16 protein-coding genes and 1 tRNA gene are annotated in these 21,328 nt (G+C 51.3%); 7 read left to right on the top strand and 10 right to left on the bottom strand.

Going from position 1 to position 21,328, the window contains the following annotated elements:
- Window positions 1-22: 22 nt before the first annotated feature.
- The 5 genes from araA (at window position 23) to FW767_RS09320 (ending at window position 6,164) form a co-directional block, all read left to right on the top strand.
- Window positions 23-1,555 (top strand): L-arabinose isomerase, encoded by a 1,533-nt coding sequence (araA, locus tag FW767_RS09340; protein WP_121699750.1) that lies wholly within the window; start codon window positions 23-25, stop codon window positions 1,553-1,555.
- A gap of 12 nt (window positions 1,556-1,567) precedes the next feature.
- Complete coding sequence (locus tag FW767_RS09335) at window positions 1,568-3,166, top strand: xylulokinase (protein ID WP_121699749.1); 1,599 nt, start codon at window positions 1,568-1,570, stop codon at window positions 3,164-3,166.
- A gap of 114 nt (window positions 3,167-3,280) precedes the next feature.
- Window positions 3,281-3,352 (top strand) — tRNA-Arg (locus tag FW767_RS09330).
- A gap of 113 nt (window positions 3,353-3,465) precedes the next feature.
- A complete protein-coding gene (locus FW767_RS09325) occupies window positions 3,466-4,026 on the top strand; it encodes an ORF6N domain-containing protein (protein ID WP_121699748.1) in 561 nt (186 codons plus the stop codon).
- Window positions 4,027-4,082: 56 nt separating this feature from the next.
- On the top strand, window positions 4,083-6,164 hold the full coding sequence (locus tag FW767_RS09320; RefSeq protein WP_121699747.1) for a glycoside hydrolase family 43 protein: 2,082 nt from the start codon (window positions 4,083-4,085) through the stop codon (window positions 6,162-6,164).
- Window positions 6,165-6,289: 125 nt separating this feature from the next.
- On the opposite strand, the gene FW767_RS09315 is transcribed toward FW767_RS09320, so the two are convergent.
- The 8 genes from FW767_RS09315 to FW767_RS09280 form a co-directional block, all read right to left on the bottom strand.
- Entirely contained in the window at window positions 6,290-6,853 is a 564-nt protein-coding gene (locus FW767_RS09315) for a hypothetical protein (protein WP_121699746.1), read from the bottom strand.
- Between the two features lie 21 nt (window positions 6,854-6,874).
- Entirely contained in the window at window positions 6,875-7,534 is a 660-nt protein-coding gene (locus tag FW767_RS09310) for a redox-sensing transcriptional repressor Rex (protein ID WP_121699745.1), read from the bottom strand.
- A gap of 90 nt (window positions 7,535-7,624) precedes the next feature.
- Window positions 7,625-8,800, bottom strand: a complete 1,176-nt coding sequence (locus FW767_RS09305) for a DUF418 domain-containing protein (protein ID WP_121699744.1) — start codon at window positions 8,798-8,800, stop codon at window positions 7,625-7,627.
- Between the two features lie 148 nt (window positions 8,801-8,948).
- The gene (locus FW767_RS09300; RefSeq protein WP_121699743.1) at window positions 8,949-9,860 is read right to left on the bottom strand and encodes a S66 peptidase family protein; all 912 of its coding nucleotides are present in this window, start codon (window positions 9,858-9,860) and stop codon (window positions 8,949-8,951) included.
- 1 nt (window position 9,861) lies between these two features.
- The gene (locus tag FW767_RS09295; protein ID WP_121699742.1) at window positions 9,862-10,638 is read right to left on the bottom strand and encodes a radical SAM protein; all 777 of its coding nucleotides are present in this window, start codon (window positions 10,636-10,638) and stop codon (window positions 9,862-9,864) included.
- A gap of 14 nt (window positions 10,639-10,652) precedes the next feature.
- Window positions 10,653-11,375 (bottom strand): DUF4919 domain-containing protein, encoded by a 723-nt coding sequence (locus FW767_RS09290; protein ID WP_121699741.1) that lies wholly within the window; start codon window positions 11,373-11,375, stop codon window positions 10,653-10,655.
- Window positions 11,376-11,428: 53 nt separating this feature from the next.
- A complete protein-coding gene (locus FW767_RS09285) occupies window positions 11,429-13,516 on the bottom strand; it encodes an HD family phosphohydrolase (RefSeq protein WP_121699740.1) in 2,088 nt (695 codons plus the stop codon).
- 25 nt (window positions 13,517-13,541) lie between these two features.
- Entirely contained in the window at window positions 13,542-15,779 is a 2,238-nt protein-coding gene (locus FW767_RS09280; protein WP_121699739.1) for a RelA/SpoT family protein, read from the bottom strand.
- A gap of 111 nt (window positions 15,780-15,890) precedes the next feature.
- Between FW767_RS09280 and FW767_RS09275 the strand changes: the two genes are divergently transcribed.
- Window positions 15,891-17,075, top strand: a complete 1,185-nt coding sequence (locus FW767_RS09275) for a MalY/PatB family protein (protein ID WP_121699738.1) — start codon at window positions 15,891-15,893, stop codon at window positions 17,073-17,075.
- A 27-nt stretch (window positions 17,076-17,102) separates the two neighbouring features.
- A complete protein-coding gene (locus tag FW767_RS09270; RefSeq protein WP_394349341.1) occupies window positions 17,103-17,597 on the top strand; it encodes a methylated-DNA--[protein]-cysteine S-methyltransferase in 495 nt (164 codons plus the stop codon).
- A gap of 63 nt (window positions 17,598-17,660) precedes the next feature.
- Here the strand turns inward: FW767_RS09270 and FW767_RS09265 are convergent, their stop codons facing one another.
- On the bottom strand, window positions 17,661-19,196 hold the full coding sequence (locus FW767_RS09265; RefSeq protein ID WP_121699736.1) for an alpha-L-fucosidase: 1,536 nt from the start codon (window positions 19,194-19,196) through the stop codon (window positions 17,661-17,663).
- 169 nt (window positions 19,197-19,365) lie between these two features.
- A complete protein-coding gene (gene pckA / locus FW767_RS09260) occupies window positions 19,366-20,973 on the bottom strand; it encodes a phosphoenolpyruvate carboxykinase (ATP) (RefSeq protein WP_121699735.1) in 1,608 nt (535 codons plus the stop codon).
- Window positions 20,974-21,328: the final 355 nt, after the last annotated feature.

Genomic DNA, 21,328 nt, shown 5'->3' with positions numbered 1-21,328 from the left:
AACCAATTAAAAACTATACATTATGAAAGCATTTGAAAATCTTGAACTTTGGTGGGTGACAGGCGCACAGCTCCTTTATGGCGGCGATGCCGTGGTTGCGGTAGACGCTCACTCCAAAGAGATGGTTGACGGACTTAATAATTCTGGAAATCTTCCTATAAAAGTAGTATATAAAGGTACAGCCAACTCGTCGAAAGAGGTTGAGGCTGTGATGAAGGCCGCTAACAACGACGCCAAGTGTGTGGGTATCATCACTTGGATGCACACATTCTCTCCGGCCAAGATGTGGATTCACGGTCTGCAGCAACTCCGCAAGCCGTTGCTCCACTTCCACACCCAGTACAACGCCGAGATACCTTGGGACACCATGGACATGGACTTCATGAACCTCAACCAGTCGGCTCACGGTGACCGGGAGTTTGGACATATCTGCGCCCGCATGAACGTAAAGCGCAAGGTTGTAGTAGGCTACTGGAAGGATAAAGCCGTTCAGGAGAAGATAGCCGTATGGTCGCGTGTAGCCGCCGCTTGGGCTGACTCACAGGATATGCTCATACTCCGCTTCGGCGACCAGATGAACAATGTGGCCGTTACCGACGGTGACAAGGTTGATGCCGAGATGCGTCTTGGCTACCATGTGGACTACTGTCCCGTAAGCGAACTTATGGAGTATGGCAAGGGTGTGACCGACGAAGCCGTCAAGGAACTTATGGACACTTACTTCTCGCTTTACAAGTGTGAGGATGCCGTCAAGGATGCTTCGACTGTAGAGTACAAATCGGTATGGAACGCCGCCAAAGCCGAGCTTACTCTGCGCGCATGTCTTCAGGACAAGGGAGCTAAAGGCTTTACCACCAACTTCGACGACCTCGGTACGGCCGACATCAACGACCCCAAGTTTGTCGGTTTTGACCAGATACCCGGCCTCGCCTCGCAGCGTCTTATGGCCGAAGGTTACGGTTTCGGTGCCGAAGGCGACTGGAAGTCGGCCGCTCTCTACCGCACGCTCTGGTACATGACTCAGGGTCTTGAGGGCGGATGCTCGTTCCTCGAGGACTACACACTCAATTTTGACGGTGCCCAAAGCTCTATACTTCAGGCCCATATGCTTGAAGTGTGCCCGCTTATCGCCGAAGAGCAGCCCCGTCTTGAGGTTCACTTCCTCGGCATAGGCATACGCAAGGCTCTTACCGCTCGCCTTGTGTTTACCTCGAAGCCCGGCAACGGCATCACCGCCACTGTCATCGACATGGGCAACCGTTTCCGTCTTATTGTGAATGATGTAGAGTGCATCAAGTCCAAACCGCTGCCCAAACTCCCCGTGGCTTCGGCTCTGTGGATACCGATGCCCAACTTCGAGATCGGCGCAGGCGCATGGATACTTGCCGGCGGTACTCACCATTCATGCTTCTCCTATGCATTGACTCCCGAATACTGGGAAGACTATGCAGAGATGGCCGGCATAGAGATGGTGCGTATCGACAAGAACACCACCATACAGGAGTTCAAGAAAGAGCTCCGCTACAATGACGTGTACTACATGCTTAACAAGTAATGGACGGTCATTATGGAGTTTGACATAAAAACCAAAATAGAGACAGGTAAAGCCATACTCGGTATCGAGTTTGGCTCTACCCGTATCAAAGCTGTGCTCATATCGCCCGACAATAGGCCGATAGCCCAAGGCAGCCATGAGTGGGAAAACCAGCTTGTGGACGGCTTGTGGACCTACAGCATAGAAGCTATATGGGAGGGTGTGCGCGACTGCTACCGCAATCTTCAGGACAATGTGAGAGAGCAGTACGGCGTGGAGATCGAAAAACTCGCCGCCATCGGCATCAGTGCCATGATGCACGGCTACATGGCTTTTGACAGCAATCAGCAGATACTCGTGCCTTTCCGTACATGGCGCAATACCAACACGGCACGTGCGGCCGCCGAACTATCGGAACTGTTTGTATACAATATACCCCTTCGCTGGAGCATATCGCATCTTTATCAGGCTATACTTGATGACGAGAAGCATGTTAAAGATGTCGATTTCCTTACAACTCTGGCCGGATACATCCACTGGCAGATCACTGGTGAGAAAGTGCTTGGCATAGGCGACGCCTCCGGTATGCTGCCCATTGATCCCGAGACCAAGAATTACTCCGCCGCTATGGTGGAGAAGTTTGACGCTCTCGTGGCGCCGAAGGGCTACGGGTGGAAACTTGAGGATATACTGCCCAAGGTGCTTCTTGCCGGCGAAAACGCAGGATGTCTTACCGCCGAGGGTGCCAGACTGCTTGACCCGTCGGGCCACCTGCAAGCCGGTATACCCGTATGTCCGCCCGAAGGCGATGCCGGTACAGGTATGACGGCCACCAACGCCGTTAAGCAGCGCACAGGCAATGTATCGGCCGGTACGTCGTCGTTCTCTATGATTGTGCTTGAGAAGGAGCTGAGCAAACCTTACGAGCCTATCGACATCGTGACTACTCCCGACGGCAGCCTTGTGGCTATGGTACACTGCAACAATTGCACCTCCGACCTGAACGCTTGGGTGGGGCTGTTCCGCGAATACACCGAACTACTTGGTCTCCCCGTGGATATGAACGAGATATACGGCAAGTTGTACAACAACGCTCTGAACGGCGATTCCGACTCGGGCGGTCTGCTGGCGTACAACTACTTCTCGGGTGAGCCCGTAACAGGACTTGCCGAGGGCCGTCCGCTTTTCGTCCGCTCTGTCAACGACCGTTTCAACCTCGCCAACTTCATGCGTGCCCATCTGTATGGCTCTGTGGCCGTTCTCAAGATAGGCAACGACATTCTGTTCAATGAGGAGAAGATATCGGTTGACCGCATCACAGGTCATGGCGGTCTTTTCAAGACCAAGGGTGTGGGGCAGCGCATACTTGCCGCGGCTCTGAACTCGCCTATATCGGTAATGGACACTGCCGGTGAGGGTGGTGCATGGGGTATGGCTCTGCTGGCTTCGTACCTTGTCAACAATCCTGACAGGCTTTCGCTTTCCGATTATCTTGACCGCGAAGTGTTTGCCGGTGATGTGGGTACCGAAATCAAGCCTACCGAAGCGGAAGTGGCCGGCTTCAACGCTTATATCGAGAACTACAAACGCGGCCTCGGCATCGAGAAAGCTGCGGTTGAGTTCAAGAAATAAGCCGTACCGGTCGATACGATATAAATTCCGGGAGCGGCGCTATTCCGGCCGCTCCCATTTTTTTGTATTGATTAAATTGCTTATCTTTGCAGTGTCTAATACCGGTTATGTAACGGCCCGGTAGTTCAACGGATAGAATAGAGGTTTCCTAAACCTTAGATAGCGGTTCGATTCCGCTCCGGGCTACATATTAAAACCGGGTCATAACCATCCCCCCCTTCGTTCAAGTATAAAAGTCAGGCGTCAGCAAGATGCTTCATTGTATTCTCGCGGTCTTTTTCCACGTTTCAAACAAAACCATGAATAAATTACAGTTAATCCATAACAAGATTTACGAGATACGCGGTCAGCGTGTAATGCTTGATTACGATCTCGCGGAAATGTACGGTGTCGATACGGCTCAGCTGAAGAGGGCCGTCCGACGCAATATCGAGCGCTTTGAAGGTGAGGACTTTATGTTCGAGCTTACTAAAGAAGAGCACTTGAGATGCCAATTTGGCATCTCAAGTCACGGGGGTATTCGATATATGCCGTTTGCGTTTACCGAACTTGGTGTGGCCATGCTGTCAAGCGTGCTGCGCAGTGCGACTGCCATCGAGATCAACCGTGGTATTATGCGTGCGTTTGTAGCTGTCCGTCAGATGATAGCCGAGAACTCCCCATTGAATAGGCTGTCGGTTCTCGAGCGGAATTTCGCGGAGCTAAAGCAGGACCTTGAGGAGATATTTGCCGACTATAATGACATTAACGAGGATACCCGGGCTCAGATCGAAGCTATCAATACCTCGCTTGCAGAGCTTCAGAGCAATCCTAAAGAGAAGCCTCGCCGTCCGGTCGGCTTTATAAAGCCCAAGGAATAAAAATGACGGTGAGTCATATGATTATTTTTAAAGTCAACAATAAAAAGTAATAAGTTATGGGAGCTAAAAAGACGGTTCTAAGTATAGTATTGGGCGCCAGTGCCCTGTGTATGTCGGCGCAGAGCCTTTCATGGACTGCCGATAACGGCAACGGCACCTTTACAAATCCATTGATGTATGATGAGTTTTCCGATCCCGACATTCTGAGAGTCGGCGACGATTATTATCTTGCCGGCACTACGATGCACTCGGTGCCGGGTCTTGTCATACTGCACTCCAAGGACCTTGTCAACTGGGAGAATGTATCATACTGCTTCGACCGGTTTGACTTCGATGACGACGCATTTTCGCTTAAAAACGGCAAAGAGGTGTACGGTCAGGGCATATGGGCACCATGCATACGCTACAATGACGGAAAATTCTATATATACTCCAATGTCAACGGCAAGGGGCTGCAGTGTTTTATAAGCGACAAGATAGAGGGTCCGTGGAAGCATATCAACATGCAGGGACGCATATATGACCTCGGCGTGCTATTTGACGACGACGGCAAGATATATGCCATACACGGTTACGGCGAGGTGAAGTGTACGGAACTGAAGCCCGACATGAGCGGTCCCGTCGAGGGTACGGAGCGTGTAATCATACCTGAGGGAAGCGCCATAGGCGAGGGCCACCATATGTATAAGATAAACGGCAGGTATTATCTTATATCTACCGATTATGCACCCAACGGCCGCACTCTATGCTCGCGTGCCGACAATATATGGGGCCCTTATGAGACATGTGTCATAACAGCCGATGAGACTTTCGGCTATCATGCGGCTCCGGGCACACGCATCAGCGGCCGTATAATGCCTGACGGCCACCCTGTAAGCATAGCACCGGCCGATCCTGACAAGACGGCCGCTTCCAACATACATCAGGGCGGCATAGTGTCGACTCCCGACGGAGAGTGGTGGGCGCTTCTTATGATGGACTTTCACTCTATCGGACGCACTACCACGCTGGCGCCCGTGACATGGGTGGACGGCTGGCCTATGATCGGTCTTGAGGGTAATCTCGGCCGTGCTCCACGCACATGGCTCAAGCCGTCGACAGCGGCCCGCGACACCGTGACGCCCCACGCAGCCTATGAACGCAGCGATGACTTCAACGGACGTGAGCTTAAGCGCATATGGCAGTGGAACCATAACCCCGATGACAAGATGTGGGAACTTCGCAACGGACGTCTGCGCCTGCGCACCATGCCTGCCGAGCAGCTGATGTGGGCCCGCAATACATTGACCCAGCGTGTTGTAGGGCCGGTGTCGATAACTACCGTGGAGCTTGACGTCAATCATCTTAAGGATGGCGACGTGTGCGGTCTCGGCAATATAAATGTTCCCTGCTCATGGACCGGTATAGTCAAGGAGGGCAAGGAGACGGTACTGCGCTGTTTCGAACAGGTCGACAATGACACCGTCGACGTACCTGTCAAGCTTAGCGACGGCCGTATATGGCTTCGTTTTACCGGTGACTTTGACAACGACAAGGGCCGGTATTCCTACTCGACCGACGGCCGGGAATTTCATCAGATAGGCCGTGAAATGACGCTCAGTTATCAGCTTATTACTTTCCAAGGCTCACGCATGTCACTGTTTGCATTCAACAAAAACGGTAAAAACGGCGGTTATGCGGAGTTTGACAACTTCACCGTCGAGGAGCCCAAGGCCGACCGCACCGGCTACATACCTTTCGGAAAGACTTTCCGCATTATAAATGTGGCTACCGGCTTGCCCATGCATGCCATGTCGCACGGACTTGTCTATGACACGGCCAAGGACAACGACTCGCCGCAGACGCGTTTCAGAGTGCTTGACCGCGGCAACGGCAAGGTGGTGCTTCAGTGTGCCGACGGACGCTATGTGTTTGTGTCGGGTTTCGGACTTCCGGGCGATGTACGTCTTACCGATAATATAGAACTTGCCGAGGAATTCATGTGGCAGGACTATCTTGACAAGGAGTTTATGCTCATGTCGATGCGCAATCACCGCTACATAGGCAAGAGCCCCACTACGGGCAGTCCTTACTCGATGGATTATACCGGTGCCGATCCGGCGCGCCGCAACGGTGCCGTGCTCCGCTGGGAAGAGTGAACGGATTAGGCTGTAAATATCCTTCTACAGCAATTAGGCTATATATTTCTGCGGGCACCGTGTTATCGGCGTTCGCAGAAATTTTGTCGGCCGCTGTGTATCGGCCGTAGCGATATGGCCGGGAGCTATTTTATTTTGAGGGTGAGAAGAGGTGTTGAATCTATGGAGCAGTTGAGGCGTGTGTCAAGGGGCAGATTGCGTGCGAAGTGGCGGCGGCATGGTATTATTATGTCACCTATTTTTATCGTGCCTATGGCGGCTGTGGCGGCGAGCAGCGAGCAAGCCTGCTCAAACGCGTTGCCGGCCTCTGTTGAGGTGTCGCCGATGGTTATGCGGGTGTCGGCGGAGAGTATGTCGAGTGATTGCCAGTCGCCTATAATGACGGCGCCTTCGTAGATGTTGAGTAGTCCGGCGGATCGGTCAGACCATAGGTCGAGGGCGTCGACCGGACGTGTGATAACAGCTGCTGTGACAGCGTCGATATAGCGCGGGGCAAAACGTACGCCTATGTTTTTGCCGAGGCGCGACACTCGGAATGCGGGGCAGATATAGTAGTCCCAGTTGTCGGACAGCGGCGGCAGGAAAAACGGTTTGCTGTCTTTTATGATGGCGGAGTCGGGCATGATGTCGGCTCCGAGGGGCATGTCGAGCGGAGAGTCGGGAGTACGGTCAAATGCTATTACTTTCATGATCCGGCAGTAGGGGAAGGTTTATTTTGTGTTGCCGGCTCCAAGGCGGTTGTACATCACGGCGAGGTGCGAATAAATGGAAGTATTCTGTATGACTATACCTTTGGGTGCGGTGATGCGGAAAGGAGTGAAATTCCACAGGGCCTTTATGCCGGCCTTTACAGCGAGGTCGCTTACCTCTTGGGCGCGCTCCACCGGTACGGTGACTATGCCTATGGAAGCATTGAGTGCCGGCAGCCTGCGGTGCAGCTCGTCAATGTTGTAGATGGGTACTCCGCATATGGAGGTGCCTTCGAGGTCGGGGCGTATGTCGAAGCCGGCCACAATGTTGAGGCCGTAGTTGGTGAGGCCCGAGTCTTGAATGAGCGAGTTGCCGAGACTGCCGACGCCTATTATGACGGCGTTGTGGCCCACTTTGAAGCCGAGAAAGTCCTGAAGCACATGCTCGAGCGAGGTCACTTCGTAGCCTATGCGCGTTTTGCCCTTTATGTTGAGAAAGGATAAATCCTTGGCTATCATTGAGGCATCGACATTAATCTGCCTTGCTATCTGTGTCGACGATACATACTCGATGCCGGCAGCCCTTAGCAGGCTGACGTAAGCGAGATACCACGGTAGCCGATGCAGGGTCGGTTCGGGCAAGATGTCGCGTGAATGATGTGTAGTACCTTCTGTAGCCATAGAGTCTTTGCTGCAAAGATAGCTAACTTCGCGGTGACCTGCAAGGGGATGCGGTACTAATGTATGTGAAAAAAGCGTATGAGTGAGCCGTCAGATCCAAGTGAGGCGCTTCCATGCATATTCGAATGGTCCGTGGGAGTGGCGTGTCATCCACCATCGGCAGAAGAGGTACTGGGCGCAGAACAGAGCTATGCCGAGCAGGAAACTGGCGGTGATGCCGAGATGAGCGTGCATGCCGAGCCCCCAGTTGTAGTAGATGAAGGAGCCGATGATGCTTTGGGTGACGTAGTTGGTCATGCTCATGCGGCCGTAGGGTATTATACGAGCCAAGGTGCGGCGTGCGCGGGTGCGGTACCACAGGTATAGTATTCCAGACACGAGTACGAGCATGAAGCAGAATTTGGAGAGCGATGTGAGTATGAGCAATAGAGGTCTGACAATGTTTTCGTTGTCGATGAAGCCGGGCAGCAGTGTGGTGAGTCCGGTGAGGGGGAAGTAGGCCGCGAGCGCCCAGCCGAGCACTTGTGCCCAGTTTTTGAGGCGTGATTCAAGCAGCCAGCCTTGGCGTCCCATGAGCATGCCGAGCATGAACAGGGCGGCTGTCTGGAATACGCGGGCGTTGTCCCAAGCCCAAGCGAGGCTTGCGAGCTGTCCTTCCCATATGTTGACCTTCAGTGTATCCCAGAATGTGCCTGCCGACTGTACGGCGAATGCTGCGTTCCAGAGGTCGCCGGTGGGAAGCGACGGAGTTATGTAGGCGCTGTCGGCGATGGCTCTTATGGTGTGGTATATGGCTACAGGCTGGAGCATGCACAGGGCCGACAGCACGAGTAGAGTGCGTGTCGACAGTCGGCATGTGAGCACAAGTACAAACCCGATGAGCGAGTACATGACAAGTATCTCGGCGGTGAAGAAGACGGCGTTGATGTTGCCGATTATGAAGAGCAGTATGAGGCGCCAGCAGAAACGGCGGCGGAAGTCGTTGCCGCGCATTCGCTGGTTGTCGTCCTGAATGAAGAAACTGAAGCCGAACAGGAGGGCAAATATGGCGTAGGCTTTTCCTCCGAGCAGGAAGAAGAGTCCGTCCCATATGGCTTTGTCGGTGAAGTTGAGCCATTCGGGCTGTAGCGATGTGTCGGGAAACGAGTAGAAGTTGAAGTGCTCGATGGAGTGCAGGAGTATGATGCCGAGCACTGACAGACCGCGGAGCACGTCGGCAACGTCTACACGGGCATGTCGGGCGGGTGATTGTGTTGTGGCTGTCACTGTGTCGATGATTTACGGTTAAGTGGTACAAAGATACGAATAAACCGAAAGCTTTGCCAAATTTATTTTAGCATGACCGAGCGCGAGTCAAGCGTCAGACTCATTATTGTTCTGCGGACAGGCTGCGGCCATATTCACCGGCGGATTTTCAGGTGGGTCGGTAAGTGAGGTTGACCCGGTCGCGGTCGACAATCAGACGTGCCGGAGCACTTTCTATGAGCGGCAGGTTGAAATCGACGTGTCCTACAGGGAAGTCAAACGCTACCGGGATATTCAGTGGCGAAGTCATCTCCCGTATCATGTCGTACATGTCCTTGTAGTTGCGGTCGGCGTTATATTCGGTGAAGCGGCCCACCAACAAGCCGTTGATGCGGTCAAATATTCCCGACAGTTTTAGCCGGTACAACATGCGCTCCACCTTATATATAGGTTCGGCGATATCCTCGATAAAAAGAATTGAGCCACTGCGGACAAATATGTCGTACGGAGTGGATATGAGTGCGTCGAGTACGGCAAGATTGCCGCCGACAACAATACCTTCGGTCTCGCCCGTTTTATTGTAGGGATGTGTTGCCGTCGTATATTCCGGACGCTCTCCGCGCAGTATTGAAAAAAGCGACTGCGAGCAGTAGTCGTTGCCGCCGTCGGCCGCAAGGTGCTTGCACATCGGACTATGTATGCTTGCCACATTCATTGACGATGCCATGGCATGAAGTGCCGATATATCGCTGAAGCCTATGATCCATTTCGGGTCGGACATAAACGCTTTTTTGGGGAATCGGTCGAGCAGGTGAACGGTGCCGTAACCTCCGCGGCTGCACAGTATGGCTCTTACCGCAGGATCGCATATAGCATCGTTGAGGTCGGCAAGGCGCTCATCGACACTGCCGCTATAGGACCCGTGGCGTCCGAGCGCGTGGCGTGATACCTCAGGCGTCCAGCCATGCCGGCGCAGTACCTCGACTGTTCCCGTGACATAATCGGGCTCAATGATGCTTGCGGGCGATATGACGGCTATGACGTCGCCGTCGCGAAGTGGTGCCGGATATATAACAGCCATGTCAGCTTACCTGTACTTTTATGCCCTCTTTTCTGATGAGATCCGCTATAGCCTCGAGTTCTTCTTTGTCGACTTTCTGCAGATCGCTTTCAGGTGTTGGGCGGTCAATAGAATATAGCATGACTTCCGCGGGACCGATGACCTTATATGCCTCTATGAGTGCATTTACCTCCTCGGGAGTAGTGTTGTCTATATGCTGTCCGTTATGATTGCCTCGCAGCATCATGGTCTGTATGATGCACCGGTCGCCAAACTTTTTCAGTTGCTGAATGAGATACTCGCAGGTGAAAGCGGGCGATACGGGCCGGTCTATAAACCTCATGGTGGGAGTAAGCGCGGAGTCGAGTTTCAAGATACAATTGTCGACCTTAAGCAGACCGCGGCACACTGCTTCGCTGTCGAGTCGTGTCGAGTTGCACAGCACGCTTATTCTTGCTTTCGGGTAGTACTTGTCGCGTAAAGCAATGGTGTCATCCACTATGCCGTCAAATTCGGGATGTAGCGTGGGTTCGCCGTTTCCGGAGAATGTTATGACATCAAGCGGAACCTCCTCTTGCGCCATGGCTTTAAGTTTTTCTTCAAGAAGAGTCTTTACCGACTCGCGCTTCGGAAGTCCCGACTTGCCGGGCCCCTGAGAGTTATAGCCGGCTTCGCAGTACAGACAATCAAAGGAGCATACTTTTCCGTCAACCGGCGAAAGATTGATGCCGAGTGAAGAGCCGAGACGCCGGCTATGTATCGGTCCGAAAACAGTGGAATGGAATAATATTGTCACCATAACAGCCGTATATGTCAGTTCAGGTCCTCCGGAAATTTCCGATAGTACTCCTGTAATATGTAAAGTACGTTAAAATAAAATCCTTTCGGGTCCTTCTTGTCGGTTTGCTTGACGGTTATATAGTCGTAGTGGGGAGGACGGTCCTCGTGCGACTCCACGATGTAGTCCTGAAAATTCATCAGGTTGTATTCGTGCTGGGGGTTTATTATGACCCACGCGTTTTCTTCGTCAAGCCCCGTGCCGGTCGACACTATCGCTTCAAGCAGATGGTTTAGCTTATATTGCCATATGTTGGCCAGATTGTTTTTCTTCTTCTCGCGGTAGGCATATATTAGAAACGACATCTGACGCAGGTCAAACGGGTCGTCTTTCAGTGAGTTTTCGGCATAATTTATAATTGTGTCGCACTCGGCCTGAGTATGTTTGTCGCGGTAGTACAGATCCTCGACCTTAGAACTGTATCGGCTTCTTCGGTAGGGATTGTAGTCTTCCTGAAAAACATAGCCGAGATACAGATGCCTGAACTGGTCGAGCGTCATCGATGTGTCATTTGACGTGTACATCCTGAACAGTTTCGGATAGTAATACTTGGAGGCTGGATCATTTACCTCCTTTTTTATCTTCTCCATGTCGGGTTTTTCAGGCTTTAGCTTCTTGGCATCGGTGCGTGCGGCCTCGGCCGAGAGTGTTCCGCATACCAGAATTAAAGCCAAAAGTATAAAAATCGTTTTCTTCATTTCGTTGAGTGATATTATGTCTTTTTAATACAACGGAGAGAGTGTTATGAAAGTTAGGATTTCGCTTCGATTTCACTGGCCTCGGTCGGTTCGGCCTTTCTCTCCTTGTTAAGAGTCGGATAGCTTACCCGAGCATGATACATGGTGCGCAGCCTTGAGATGAACGCATCCTTTATCGTCTTGACATCGCGGAACGATATGGGCGAGTCGTTATGAAGGCCGTCGGCTATCTGACTGTCGATTATGCGGTTGACGAGGGCGGTTATGGCTTCGGGCGTGTACTCCTTAAGCGAGCGCGAGGCCGCTTCCACGGCATCGGCCATCATCAGTATTGAGGTCTCCTTGGTCTGCGGATTGGGCCCGGGGTATGTAAACGGCGCCGGATCCACGTCTTCATCGGGATGGGTGTTGCTGTATGTGTTATAGAAGTATTTGGCCTTGCCTGCGCCGTGGTGCTGCGATATGAAGTCTTTTATCACTTCAGGCAGTTTGTACTTGTCGGCCTTTTTCAGTCCGTCGGTTATATGGTTGATGACTATGCGGGCGCTCTGTATGGGGTTGAGGGCGTCATGAGGATTGACTCCGTGCTGGTTCTCGGTGAAAAATGCCGGATTGTTTATCTTGCCTATGTCATGATACAGTGCTCCGGTACGTACAAGCTGTACGTTGGCGTCTATGCGGTGGGCCGCTTCCGACGCGAGATTGCTGACCTGCATGGAGTGCTGGAATGTGCCGGGGCACTCTTCCGAGAGTTCGCGCAGTACAGGATTGTTGACATCGCTGAGTTCGACAAGTGTGACTGACGACACAAAACCGAAAAGTTTCTCAAGTATGAATACAAGTACGTATGTAAACGATATAAGTACCGCGTTTATGCCGAAGTAGCCAAACATGCGCACGCTTATCTTGTCGAGTGTGCCGGTCTGCATTATCTCCACTGCAATAAATGATATGCAGTATGCAATGAATACGTATACCGCAGCTCTAATAAGCTGTGAACGCCGGTTAAGCTCTTTAAGCGACGTTATGGCGGTGACTCCGGCTATGAACTGGACGAAGATAAACTCCAGCGGGAAAGAGGATATGATAGTGCAGAGCATTATCTGCGTCATATATACGAAGAATGCCATGCGACCGTCGAAAAAAACCACCATAAGTATGGCTACAATGGTGTAGGGTACCATGTAGATGCCGCTGCGGAATGTCTCGGCCATACCGTAGGAGAAAATGACAAATGCCGTGACGAGCGACATGATGAACACTATCGACCGGTTGTCATGAAACGTGCGCTGGCGGAAAAATATCAGAAACAGATACAGCGACGTCATTATGACGGTGACATAAAGCAACTGTCCCAGTATAGGATAGTGGTGACGGTCTACCTGTGTGGCCGAGCGCCCGGCTGTCATGCGGTTGTAGGTCTGCAGCAGCGTATACAGCTCGGGCGTGACTATATCGCCCTTGTCTATTATGCGCTCGCCCTGCTGTATGACTCCAATTGGAGCCATGGCCTTCTGAAGCACTTCTTCATAAAGGCGCTTTGTGGCTATGGTGTCAAGGATTATATTGGGTATGAGAAATTGCGACATGGCCGTCATCTCGATGGCGGTCCTGAAATGGGGCTCGTTGAAGATGCTGTCGAGGCGTCCGTAGGCGGCTCGGGGCGACATGAAATTGGTAGTCGGTATAACAATCGCGGTATTGTCATGTATAAACCTTACTTCGCCGAGCTTTCCCGACTTCACATCCTGATATGTCGATTGGTTGACTATGCCGTTTTCAAGCAGGTCGCGCAGCGAGTTTATGAGCAGATTGCGCTCGTAAGGAGTCAGGTCTATGTCTTTGGATGAGTTGATGCGCGTGGCATAGGCGGCCAACGCCGACTTCTCGGTATTTATGTCGCGTTCGTAGACGGGTATGAATGTACGCTGGATGCTGTCGCGTACGGCACGTGATTTTATCGAGTCGAGGTATATGGGCATGTCGTTCGGTGCCGTAAGAAGCGAATATGTCCACGGTTTGCCCATTTCAAAATGGTAGGAGCGTCCGTCTTTTTTCGGAAGAAGCCATATAATGACGGTTATGGCCCCTGCAAACAGGAGCGCCCTTATTATATTGTATTTTGAAAAAATTTTGTTCATTATTAAACACCCTTTCTATATTGGTTCAGTTGACGCGGCTTGCCCGTTGCACTCCCTTGATCTGCTTGAGCTTGGAGCATAGGTCGGTCACAAATTTGGTGTCATCGACAAGGACCGACAGGTCGCAGTGAAACACCTCTTTCTCGGCTTCTATGTCGAGTTTTCTAATATTGATGGCAAGGTGCATCGATATCATCTGTATGATCTCCTGAAGTATGCCGAAGCGGTCGATGCCTTCGATGCGTACATTGGCGAGAAATTTTCCTGTCTGCGCTGCCCATGCTGTATTCAATATGCGCTTGCCGTAGCTTGCCTTCAGGGCCTGTGCGCGCGGACACGTGAGTGAGTGCAGCTCCACCTTTCCGTCATCGTTTACCCACCCCATGACATCATCGCCGGGTATGGGCTGGCAGCAGTCCGATATTATGAAGTTTGACCCGTCGGCATCGGCGTGAAGTATGTAGGTCTCCTTCATGTTTATAGTTTCTTGAGGATGCCCGTTTTCCTTTTTGACGGCCGGCGATTTCTTGCCTTTAAGCGGTTTCAGTATCTTGGAGAATAGTGAAGACGAACCCTCGGGACGCAACATCTTGACAAGATAGGACGGAAACGAGGTCTCGCCGCTGCCGAGCGCCGTAAAGAGCTCGTCGCGGTTACGGAACTTCATCGTTCCTATTATTTTGGTGAAAACCTCGTTGTTTTCGTCGATGTTGTTTTCTTTCAGGAAGTTGTCAAATATTTCGCGCCCTTTTTCTATTATGGGTTGCTGCTCTTTCCGCAATGCTGCGCGGAGCCGGGTCTTGCCTTTGGCAGTGGCAAGAAAGTTGATCCACTCCGCTTTGGGGGTCTGCGACTGTGATGTCAGTACCTCCACTTGATCGCCGGAGTGCAATTTATGGCTTAGCGGCACGAGTTTGTGGTTGACTTTGCCGGCTATACAATGCAGTCCTATCTGGGAGTGCAACTCAAAGGCCACGTCGAGAACGGTGGAGTTATTGGGCAATGTAAGAAGTTCGCCTTTGGGTGTAAACACCACTATCTCCGATGCAAACAGGTTGAGCTTCAATGTGTCGAGGAAGTCTATGGCATTTGGCTCCGGATTGTCGAGAATATCCTTTATGGTCGACAGCCAAGCGTTGAGCTCGCTCTCTTCGTCGCCTTCGCCGATTTTGTACTTCCAATGGGCGGCGAATCCGAGTTCGGCTATCTCGTCCATGCGCCGTGACCTTATCTGGACCTCTATCCAGTTGCCGTCGGGTCCCATCACGGTCAGGTGAAGAGCCTGATATCCGTTGGCTTTAGGATTGCTTATCCAGTCGCGGGTGCGCTCCGGATGCAGCCTGTAGAGGTCGGTTATGGCCGAATATATCTGCCAGCATATGGCTTTCTCCTTTGACTGGTCGTCACAGTCAAAGATTATGCGCATCGCATAAAGATCGTATACCTCTTCAAATGGTATGTGTTTTACCTCCATCTTGCGCCATATGGAGTATACCGACTTGAGACGCGCCTTTGCGTCGAACTTCATGCCCATCTGCATGAGTTTTTCCTTTATCGGCTGCGAAAAGTCATTGTATACCGAGGCGCGTTTGGCTTCTGAGGCCTTGATTTGCTCGGTGATTCTTGCGTATGCGGCCGGATGCTCGTACTTGAAGCTGAGATCCTCCAGCTCGGTTTTTATGGCGAAGAGCCCGAGCCGGTGGGCAAGAGGGGCGTAGATGTACAGAGTCTCGCCGGCTATCTTGTACTGCTTGTTGGGCGACATGGAGCCGAGTGTGCGCATATTGTGCAGCCTGTCGGCCATCTTAAGCAGCACTACCCTTATGTCCTCGCTCATGGTGAGCAGAAGCTTGCGGAAGTTTTCGGCCTGCGCCGACGCTTTATCGCCGAATATGCCGCCTGATATCTTGGTGAGACCCGCCACAAGCTGCGCTATCTTCTTGCCGAAGTGCTGCTCTATGTCCTCGACGGTGTACTCTGTGTCTTCCACCACGTCATGGAGCAGGGCGGCGCATATGGAAGTCGATCCGAGTCCTATCTCACGGTTGGCGATTTTGGCCACGGCTATAGGGTGAAGTATGTAAGGTTCGCCGGAGCGACGCCGTATGCCTTTATGAGCCTCCTTGGCAAAACGGAACGCACGTTCGATAATCTCCACCTTCTTGCGGTGATTGCTTGACAGATATCCGTTAAGTACGTCGCGAAACTCGGCTTCTATTATCCGGTCCTCTTCTTCCGGGGTGTATTGCTTGCGTTCTTCCATTCTATTCCGTTATGATTTCAGGGTTACGACAAGTCGTGATTACAAACTTAGCAAAAAAGATTGAGACGATGACATTAAATGTAGTATATTTGCAGAAAATATCACTTTGCAATGGGAAATTTTGATTTTGACAGTATTATTGACCGACATGGCACCGGTGCCATAAAAGTCGACGGATTGACTGAATTTTTCGGGCGTGACGACCTGCAGGGTATGTGGATTGCCGATATGGATTTCTGTGTGGCTCCAAAAATTCAGGAGATACTTGTAAACCGAATGCGGCATCCTATCTACGGGTACAATGTGGTGCCCGAGGAGTATTGGAAGTCAATAACCGACTGGCTGATGCGCCGTCACGGATGGTCGGTGGACCGTAAGGACATGACATATATACCCGGAGTGGTGAAGGGTATAGGTTATGCAGTCAACTATTTTACCGAAAAAAATGACAAGATCGTGATACAGCCGCCGGTGTATCATCCGTTCAAGATGGTTATCGAAGGCAACGGACGCACTCTTGTCAACAACCCCCTGATACCGGTCGACAACGGCTATCGGATGGACCTCGAAGGGCTTGAACGGATATTCCGTGACGAGCATCCGCGTATGATGATACTCTGCAATCCCCACAATCCCGTAGGCATACAATGGGATAAGGACACACTCAGGCGGGTGGCGTCGCTGGCTTTCCGTTATAACGTGATTGTCGTGAGCGACGAGATACACGGCGACCTTATGCTGGAAGGGCGTCCTCATTATCCGTTTGCTTCGGTCAGTGACGAGGCGGCCAAGGTCGCTGTCACTCTCGGCGCTCCGTCCAAGACATTCAATATAGCCGGTCTTGTCAGCTCATGGTGCGTGATAAAGGACGAGGCTCTGCGCGAAGGTTTCTTCCGCTGGCTTCAGGTAAATGAATTCGATGCGCCCACATTTGTAGCCATTTACGGTACTATAGCCGCCTACAATTACGGTGAAGAGTGGCTTGACGAGATGCTCGGCTATATCGAAGGCAATCTTGATGAAGTCGAAAAGGTGCTTGCCGAGGAGCTTCCGGAGATAAAGATGATACGTCCCGAGGCCTCTTTTCTTGTGTGGCTTGACTGCCGCAATCTCGGCCTGAGCCACAGTCAGCTCATTGACCTTTTTGTCAACAAAGCTCATCTCGCACTAAATGACGGAGTGATGTTTGGCGAGCAGGGAGCCGGTTTCATGCGTCTTAATGTAGGATGTCCGCGGCATGTTCTGCGTGAGTCGGTAATGTCGCTTGCTGAAGCACTTCGGCCCGCTATGGCTTAACCGATGTCATCGGCGGTAATAAAAGTTATGGAATATGAAGCGCCGTGCGGCAGTCTGCTGCTCGGCGCTTTGTCCGGAAAGCTGTGTCTGTGCGACTGGCGGGCGAGGTCCGGCCGCGAAATCATAGACCGCAGGCTGAGGACACGTCTTGGCGCAGTTATGGAGTATGGGCCGTCAGATGCGACGATACATGCAGCACACATGCTTGACGGATACTTCGACGGTACACTCCGGGTGCTTGACGTGCCGTTGCTGTTGGCCGGTACCGATTTTCAGAAAGAGGTATGGACGCGGCTGTCGTACATACCGTATGGCGCTGTGGTGTCGTACGGTGAGCTGGCCCGTATCATAGGGCGTCCTGAGGCAACGCGTGCCGTGGCCAATGCGGTGGGTGCCAATGCACTTTCGCTATTCATACCTTGTCACAGGATTATAGGAAGTGACGGCTCTCTGACGGGGTATGCCGGCGGCATTGACGCCAAAAGCCGTCTGCTGGCCCTCGAAGCGTCATCTTCTAAATAGAACTGCCGCACCGGCTGACTATCGAGCTGATGCGGCAGAAAACTTTTAGTCCGGTACAGATGGTCAAGCTCCGTGCTTCATGACCTCGTTGGAGGCTTCTGACTCCAGCGATTCGCCTACGGGCTTGTCAAATGATATTTTAAATGTGTAGGCGTACTGGCACGGCCTGTTTTTCGGGAACGATATTTTAAGTCCTTCTGATGTCTTGTCCCAATCGAGGGTCTCTTCTGAGCCGAGCATCTTTATGTCGAGGATGTCGGCGTCGGCGATGACGTCAGGAGTAAGCGATTCGATCAAAAGGTGGTCATCGCCCCATTCAAGGGCTATGGCGTAAAAATCATTGCCTTTGGTGGTGAAGCGTATATCCTGTGCGGTGTAGGGCACCTCGACGTTGTCGGAGAATGACCCTGTGGGGGTCTCGGTCACGCTCTCTCCAAATTTTTTCCAACAGCGTGTTCCGTATATCGCTTCTCCGTTTACGTCAAGCCATTTGCCTATGGATAGCAGTATGTCTTTCTGCGGTTGAGGTATCGTACCGTCGGGTTTGGGTCCTATGTTCAGCAGCAGGTTGCCGTTTTTGCTTACTATATCCACAAGGTCGTCGACTATCTGTCCCGGGGTCTTGTATACCTCGTCTGCTATATAGCCCCATGATTTGGTGCCGACAAAGGTGTCTGTCTGCCACGGATATTTCATCATTTTGCCTGATTTGCCTCGCTCGACATCCCATACCATTACATCGGTAGGATAGCCTTGTTTGGTATTTACCACCACTCCCTGTTTCCAGTCTACGGAGTTATTATAGTAGTATGCCATAAACTTATTGAAGTAGGGCATGAGTACGGAATCGTTGACTGTCCAGTCAAAGTACACGATTTTTGGCTGATATTTGTCGACGAGCTCTTTGGTGTGGTCAAGCCATTCTTTTGCGAAATCATCGGTATAAGCCTGATCGTCATATCTGCGGCCATAGATCGTTAAATCGGTATCGCGCACATCGGAGGGATATTTCATGCCGCCGTTGAAAAACCATGCGTTTTCGGCCCGGTGTGTCGACACACCAAGTACAATGCCGCGTTTTTCCAGACTTTTCTTGAGAAGTCCTATGACATCGCGCCGAGGTCCCATCTTGACCGCATTCCACGGGTTCAAGTCGCTGTCATACATGGCGAATCCGTCATGGTGTTCAGCTACCGGAACCACATATCCCGCGCCGGCCTTTTTAAACAGTTCGGCCCACTCTTCAGCATCAAATTCGGCTCCGGTAAACATCGGTATAAAATCTTTGTAGCCGAATTTATCTTGGTCGCCCCATACCTCCTTATGATGGTTATATTCGTTGCTCCCTTGCTGGTACATGTATCTTGAATACCACTCGTTGCCATAGGCAGGAACAGAATAAATGCCCCAATGGATAAAGATGCCGAATTTCGCATCTCTGTACCATTCGGGCACTGTATAGTTGGCCGCTATACTCTCCCAGTTGTCCTCGTATACGGCAGTGCCCTTCGGTGAGCGGCATGCGTCGGTGGACGCATGGCATAAGGCCGGGCAAAGCAGCAAGGCGGACCGCAAAGCAAATGTAATGAATCTCTTCATGATTTTTATTGTTAAAATTAGGTAAGTCAGTAAAGACCAGCTTGTGTGCTGTATTTTTACAAAATTACAAAAAATGCGATAAGAACCGCATATGTTATTTGGATACATATACAAAAAAACGGGAGACGCAATCGCCTCCCGTTTTTTATCATAGTTGACAGGATTGTTATCAGTCGATGTGGGGACCTGCTGCAACAAGTGCCTTGCCGGCTTCGTTGGTGGTGTACTTGTTGAAGTTCTTGATGAAGCGTGTAGCAAGGTCGTTGGCCTTGACTTCCCATTCCTTGGCGTCGGCATAAGTGTCGCGGGGATCAAGGATGTCGGTAGCGACTCCGGTGAGTTCGGTGGGAATCTCGAAGTCGAAGATGGGAAGCTTCTTGGTCGGAGCCTCAAGGATGGCGCCGTTGAGGATAGCGTCGATGATGCCGCGGGTGTCGCGGATAGAGATACGCTTGCCTGTGCCGTTCCAGCCGGTGTTCACGAGATAAGCCTTTGCGCCGCTCTGCTCCATACGCTTAACGAGTTCTTCAGCGTATTTTGTAGGATGGAGTTCGAGGAATGCCTGACCGAAGCAAGCCGAGAATGTAGGAGTGGGCTCGGTGATGCCGCGTTCTGTACCTGCGAGCTTGGCGGTGAAGCCGGAGAGGAAGTAGTACTTGGTCTGCTCGGGAGTAAGGATCGATACGGGAGGAAGTACTCCGAATGCATCGGCAGAGAGGAAGATGACGTTCTTGGCAGCGGGACCGGCTGAAACAGGACGTACAATCATATCGATGTGGTCGATAGGATAAGATACGCGGGTGTTTTCAGTCACGCTCTTGTCAGCGAAGTCGATTTTGCCTTCACCGTCTACGGTCACGTTCTCAAGAAGAGCGTCGCGACGGATAGCCTTATAGATATCGGGCTCTGACTCCTTGTCAAGGTTGATGACCTTGGCATAGCATCCGCCTTCGAAGTTAAACACGCCCTTGTCGTCCCAGCCGTGTTCGTCGTCTCCGATAAGAAGACGTTTGGGGTCGGTGGAAAGGGTGGTCTTGCCTGTTCCTGAAAGACCGAAGAAGATAGCGGTGTTCTGACCGTTGAGGTCGGTGTTGGCCGAGCAGTGCATTGAAGCGATGCCCTTGAGGGGAAGGAAGTAGTTCATCATTGAGAACATACCTTTCTTCATCTCGCCGCCGTACCAAGTGTTGAGGATAACCTGCTCACGGCTGGTGATGTTGAACACAACAGCGGTCTCGGAGTTCAGGCCGAGTTCCTTATAGTTTTCTACCTTAGCCTTTGAAGCGTTGTAAACAACGAAGTCGGGTTCGAAGTTGGCGAGCTCCTCGGCAGTAGGACGGATAAACATGTTTGTCACGAAGTGAGCCTGCCAAGCAACTTCCATGATAAAGCGAACGGCCATACGAGAGTCCTTGTTGGCTCCGCAGAAACCGTCGACAACGAAAAGGCGCTTGTTTGAGAGCTCGTTTACGGCAAGTTCCTTAACGCTCTTCCAAGTAGCTTCAGAAGCGGGTTTGTTATCGTTGGGATACTCGGGAGTAGTCCACCAGATGGTGTCTTTCGAGTTGTTGTCCATGACGATGAACTTGTCTTTGGGCGAACGACCGGTATATACGCCGGTCATAACGTTTACGGCGTCAAGTTCGGTAGCTACACCTTTTTCATATCCTTCGAGTGAAGGAAGAGTTTCTTCTTTGAAGAGCTCCTCGTAGGAGGGGTTGTGGATGATTTCGGTGGTACCGTTGATACCGTACCGGGTAAGATCGATTTTGCTCATTTTGTTAGACATTAAATTTGAGTATATTGATTGTTTATGTTTTCTTGAATCTTGTAACTATCCTATTTAACACATGCAAAGTTAGCTACTTTTTTTTAATCTCAACATCAAAATACGGAATTTTTTCCGTATTAGGTATTTTTAATAAAAATAGACTGTCGATACATAGGTTGGTAGTGCATAATCAAAATCAAATACGGAGCTTTATTGTTCGGCAAAATAACCTTTTATATAATTATTTAATGTCAGTTTTTATTTGCTTTTGCACTCGACTTATGCGTATCTTTGACTGCGTCTTAGATACTTCCGCTCGGCAAATCCAAATTTATTTGCTTTTGCACTCGACTTATACGTA

The organism is Heminiphilus faecis, assembly GCF_008728965.1.
In the GTDB taxonomy this organism is placed as follows: Bacteria; Bacteroidota; Bacteroidia; order Bacteroidales; family Muribaculaceae; genus Muribaculum; species Muribaculum faecis.
Note: the sequence above shows the minus strand (reverse complement) of the source record. Positions and strands in the feature narration are given on the sequence as shown.

Coding starts and splice junctions, on each gene's coding strand:
- araA (WP_121699750.1), top strand. CDS start 23: ATGAAAGCATTTGAAAATCTTGAACTTTGGTGGGTGACAGGCGCACAG.
- FW767_RS09335 (WP_121699749.1), top strand. CDS start 1,568: ATGGAGTTTGACATAAAAACCAAAATAGAGACAGGTAAAGCCATACTC.
- FW767_RS09325 (WP_121699748.1), top strand. CDS start 3,466: ATGAATAAATTACAGTTAATCCATAACAAGATTTACGAGATACGCGGT.
- FW767_RS09320 (WP_121699747.1), top strand. CDS start 4,083: ATGGGAGCTAAAAAGACGGTTCTAAGTATAGTATTGGGCGCCAGTGCC.
- FW767_RS09315 (WP_121699746.1), bottom strand. CDS start 6,853: ATGAAAGTAATAGCATTTGACCGTACTCCCGACTCTCCGCTCGACATG.
- FW767_RS09310 (WP_121699745.1), bottom strand. CDS start 7,534: ATGGCTACAGAAGGTACTACACATCATTCACGCGACATCTTGCCCGAA.
- FW767_RS09300 (WP_121699743.1), bottom strand. CDS start 9,860: ATGGCTGTTATATATCCGGCACCACTTCGCGACGGCGACGTCATAGCC.
- FW767_RS09295 (WP_121699742.1), bottom strand. CDS start 10,638: ATGGTGACAATATTATTCCATTCCACTGTTTTCGGACCGATACATAGC.
- FW767_RS09290 (WP_121699741.1), bottom strand. CDS start 11,375: ATGAAGAAAACGATTTTTATACTTTTGGCTTTAATTCTGGTATGCGGA.
- FW767_RS09285 (WP_121699740.1), bottom strand. CDS start 13,516: ATGAACAAAATTTTTTCAAAATACAATATAATAAGGGCGCTCCTGTTT.
- FW767_RS09280 (WP_121699739.1), bottom strand. CDS start 15,779: ATGGAAGAACGCAAGCAATACACCCCGGAAGAAGAGGACCGGATAATA.
- FW767_RS09275 (WP_121699738.1), top strand. CDS start 15,891: ATGGGAAATTTTGATTTTGACAGTATTATTGACCGACATGGCACCGGT.
- FW767_RS09270 (WP_394349341.1), top strand. CDS start 17,103: ATGGAATATGAAGCGCCGTGCGGCAGTCTGCTGCTCGGCGCTTTGTCC.
- FW767_RS09265 (WP_121699736.1), bottom strand. CDS start 19,196: ATGAAGAGATTCATTACATTTGCTTTGCGGTCCGCCTTGCTGCTTTGC.
- pckA (WP_121699735.1), bottom strand. CDS start 20,973: ATGAGCAAAATCGATCTTACCCGGTACGGTATCAACGGTACCACCGAA.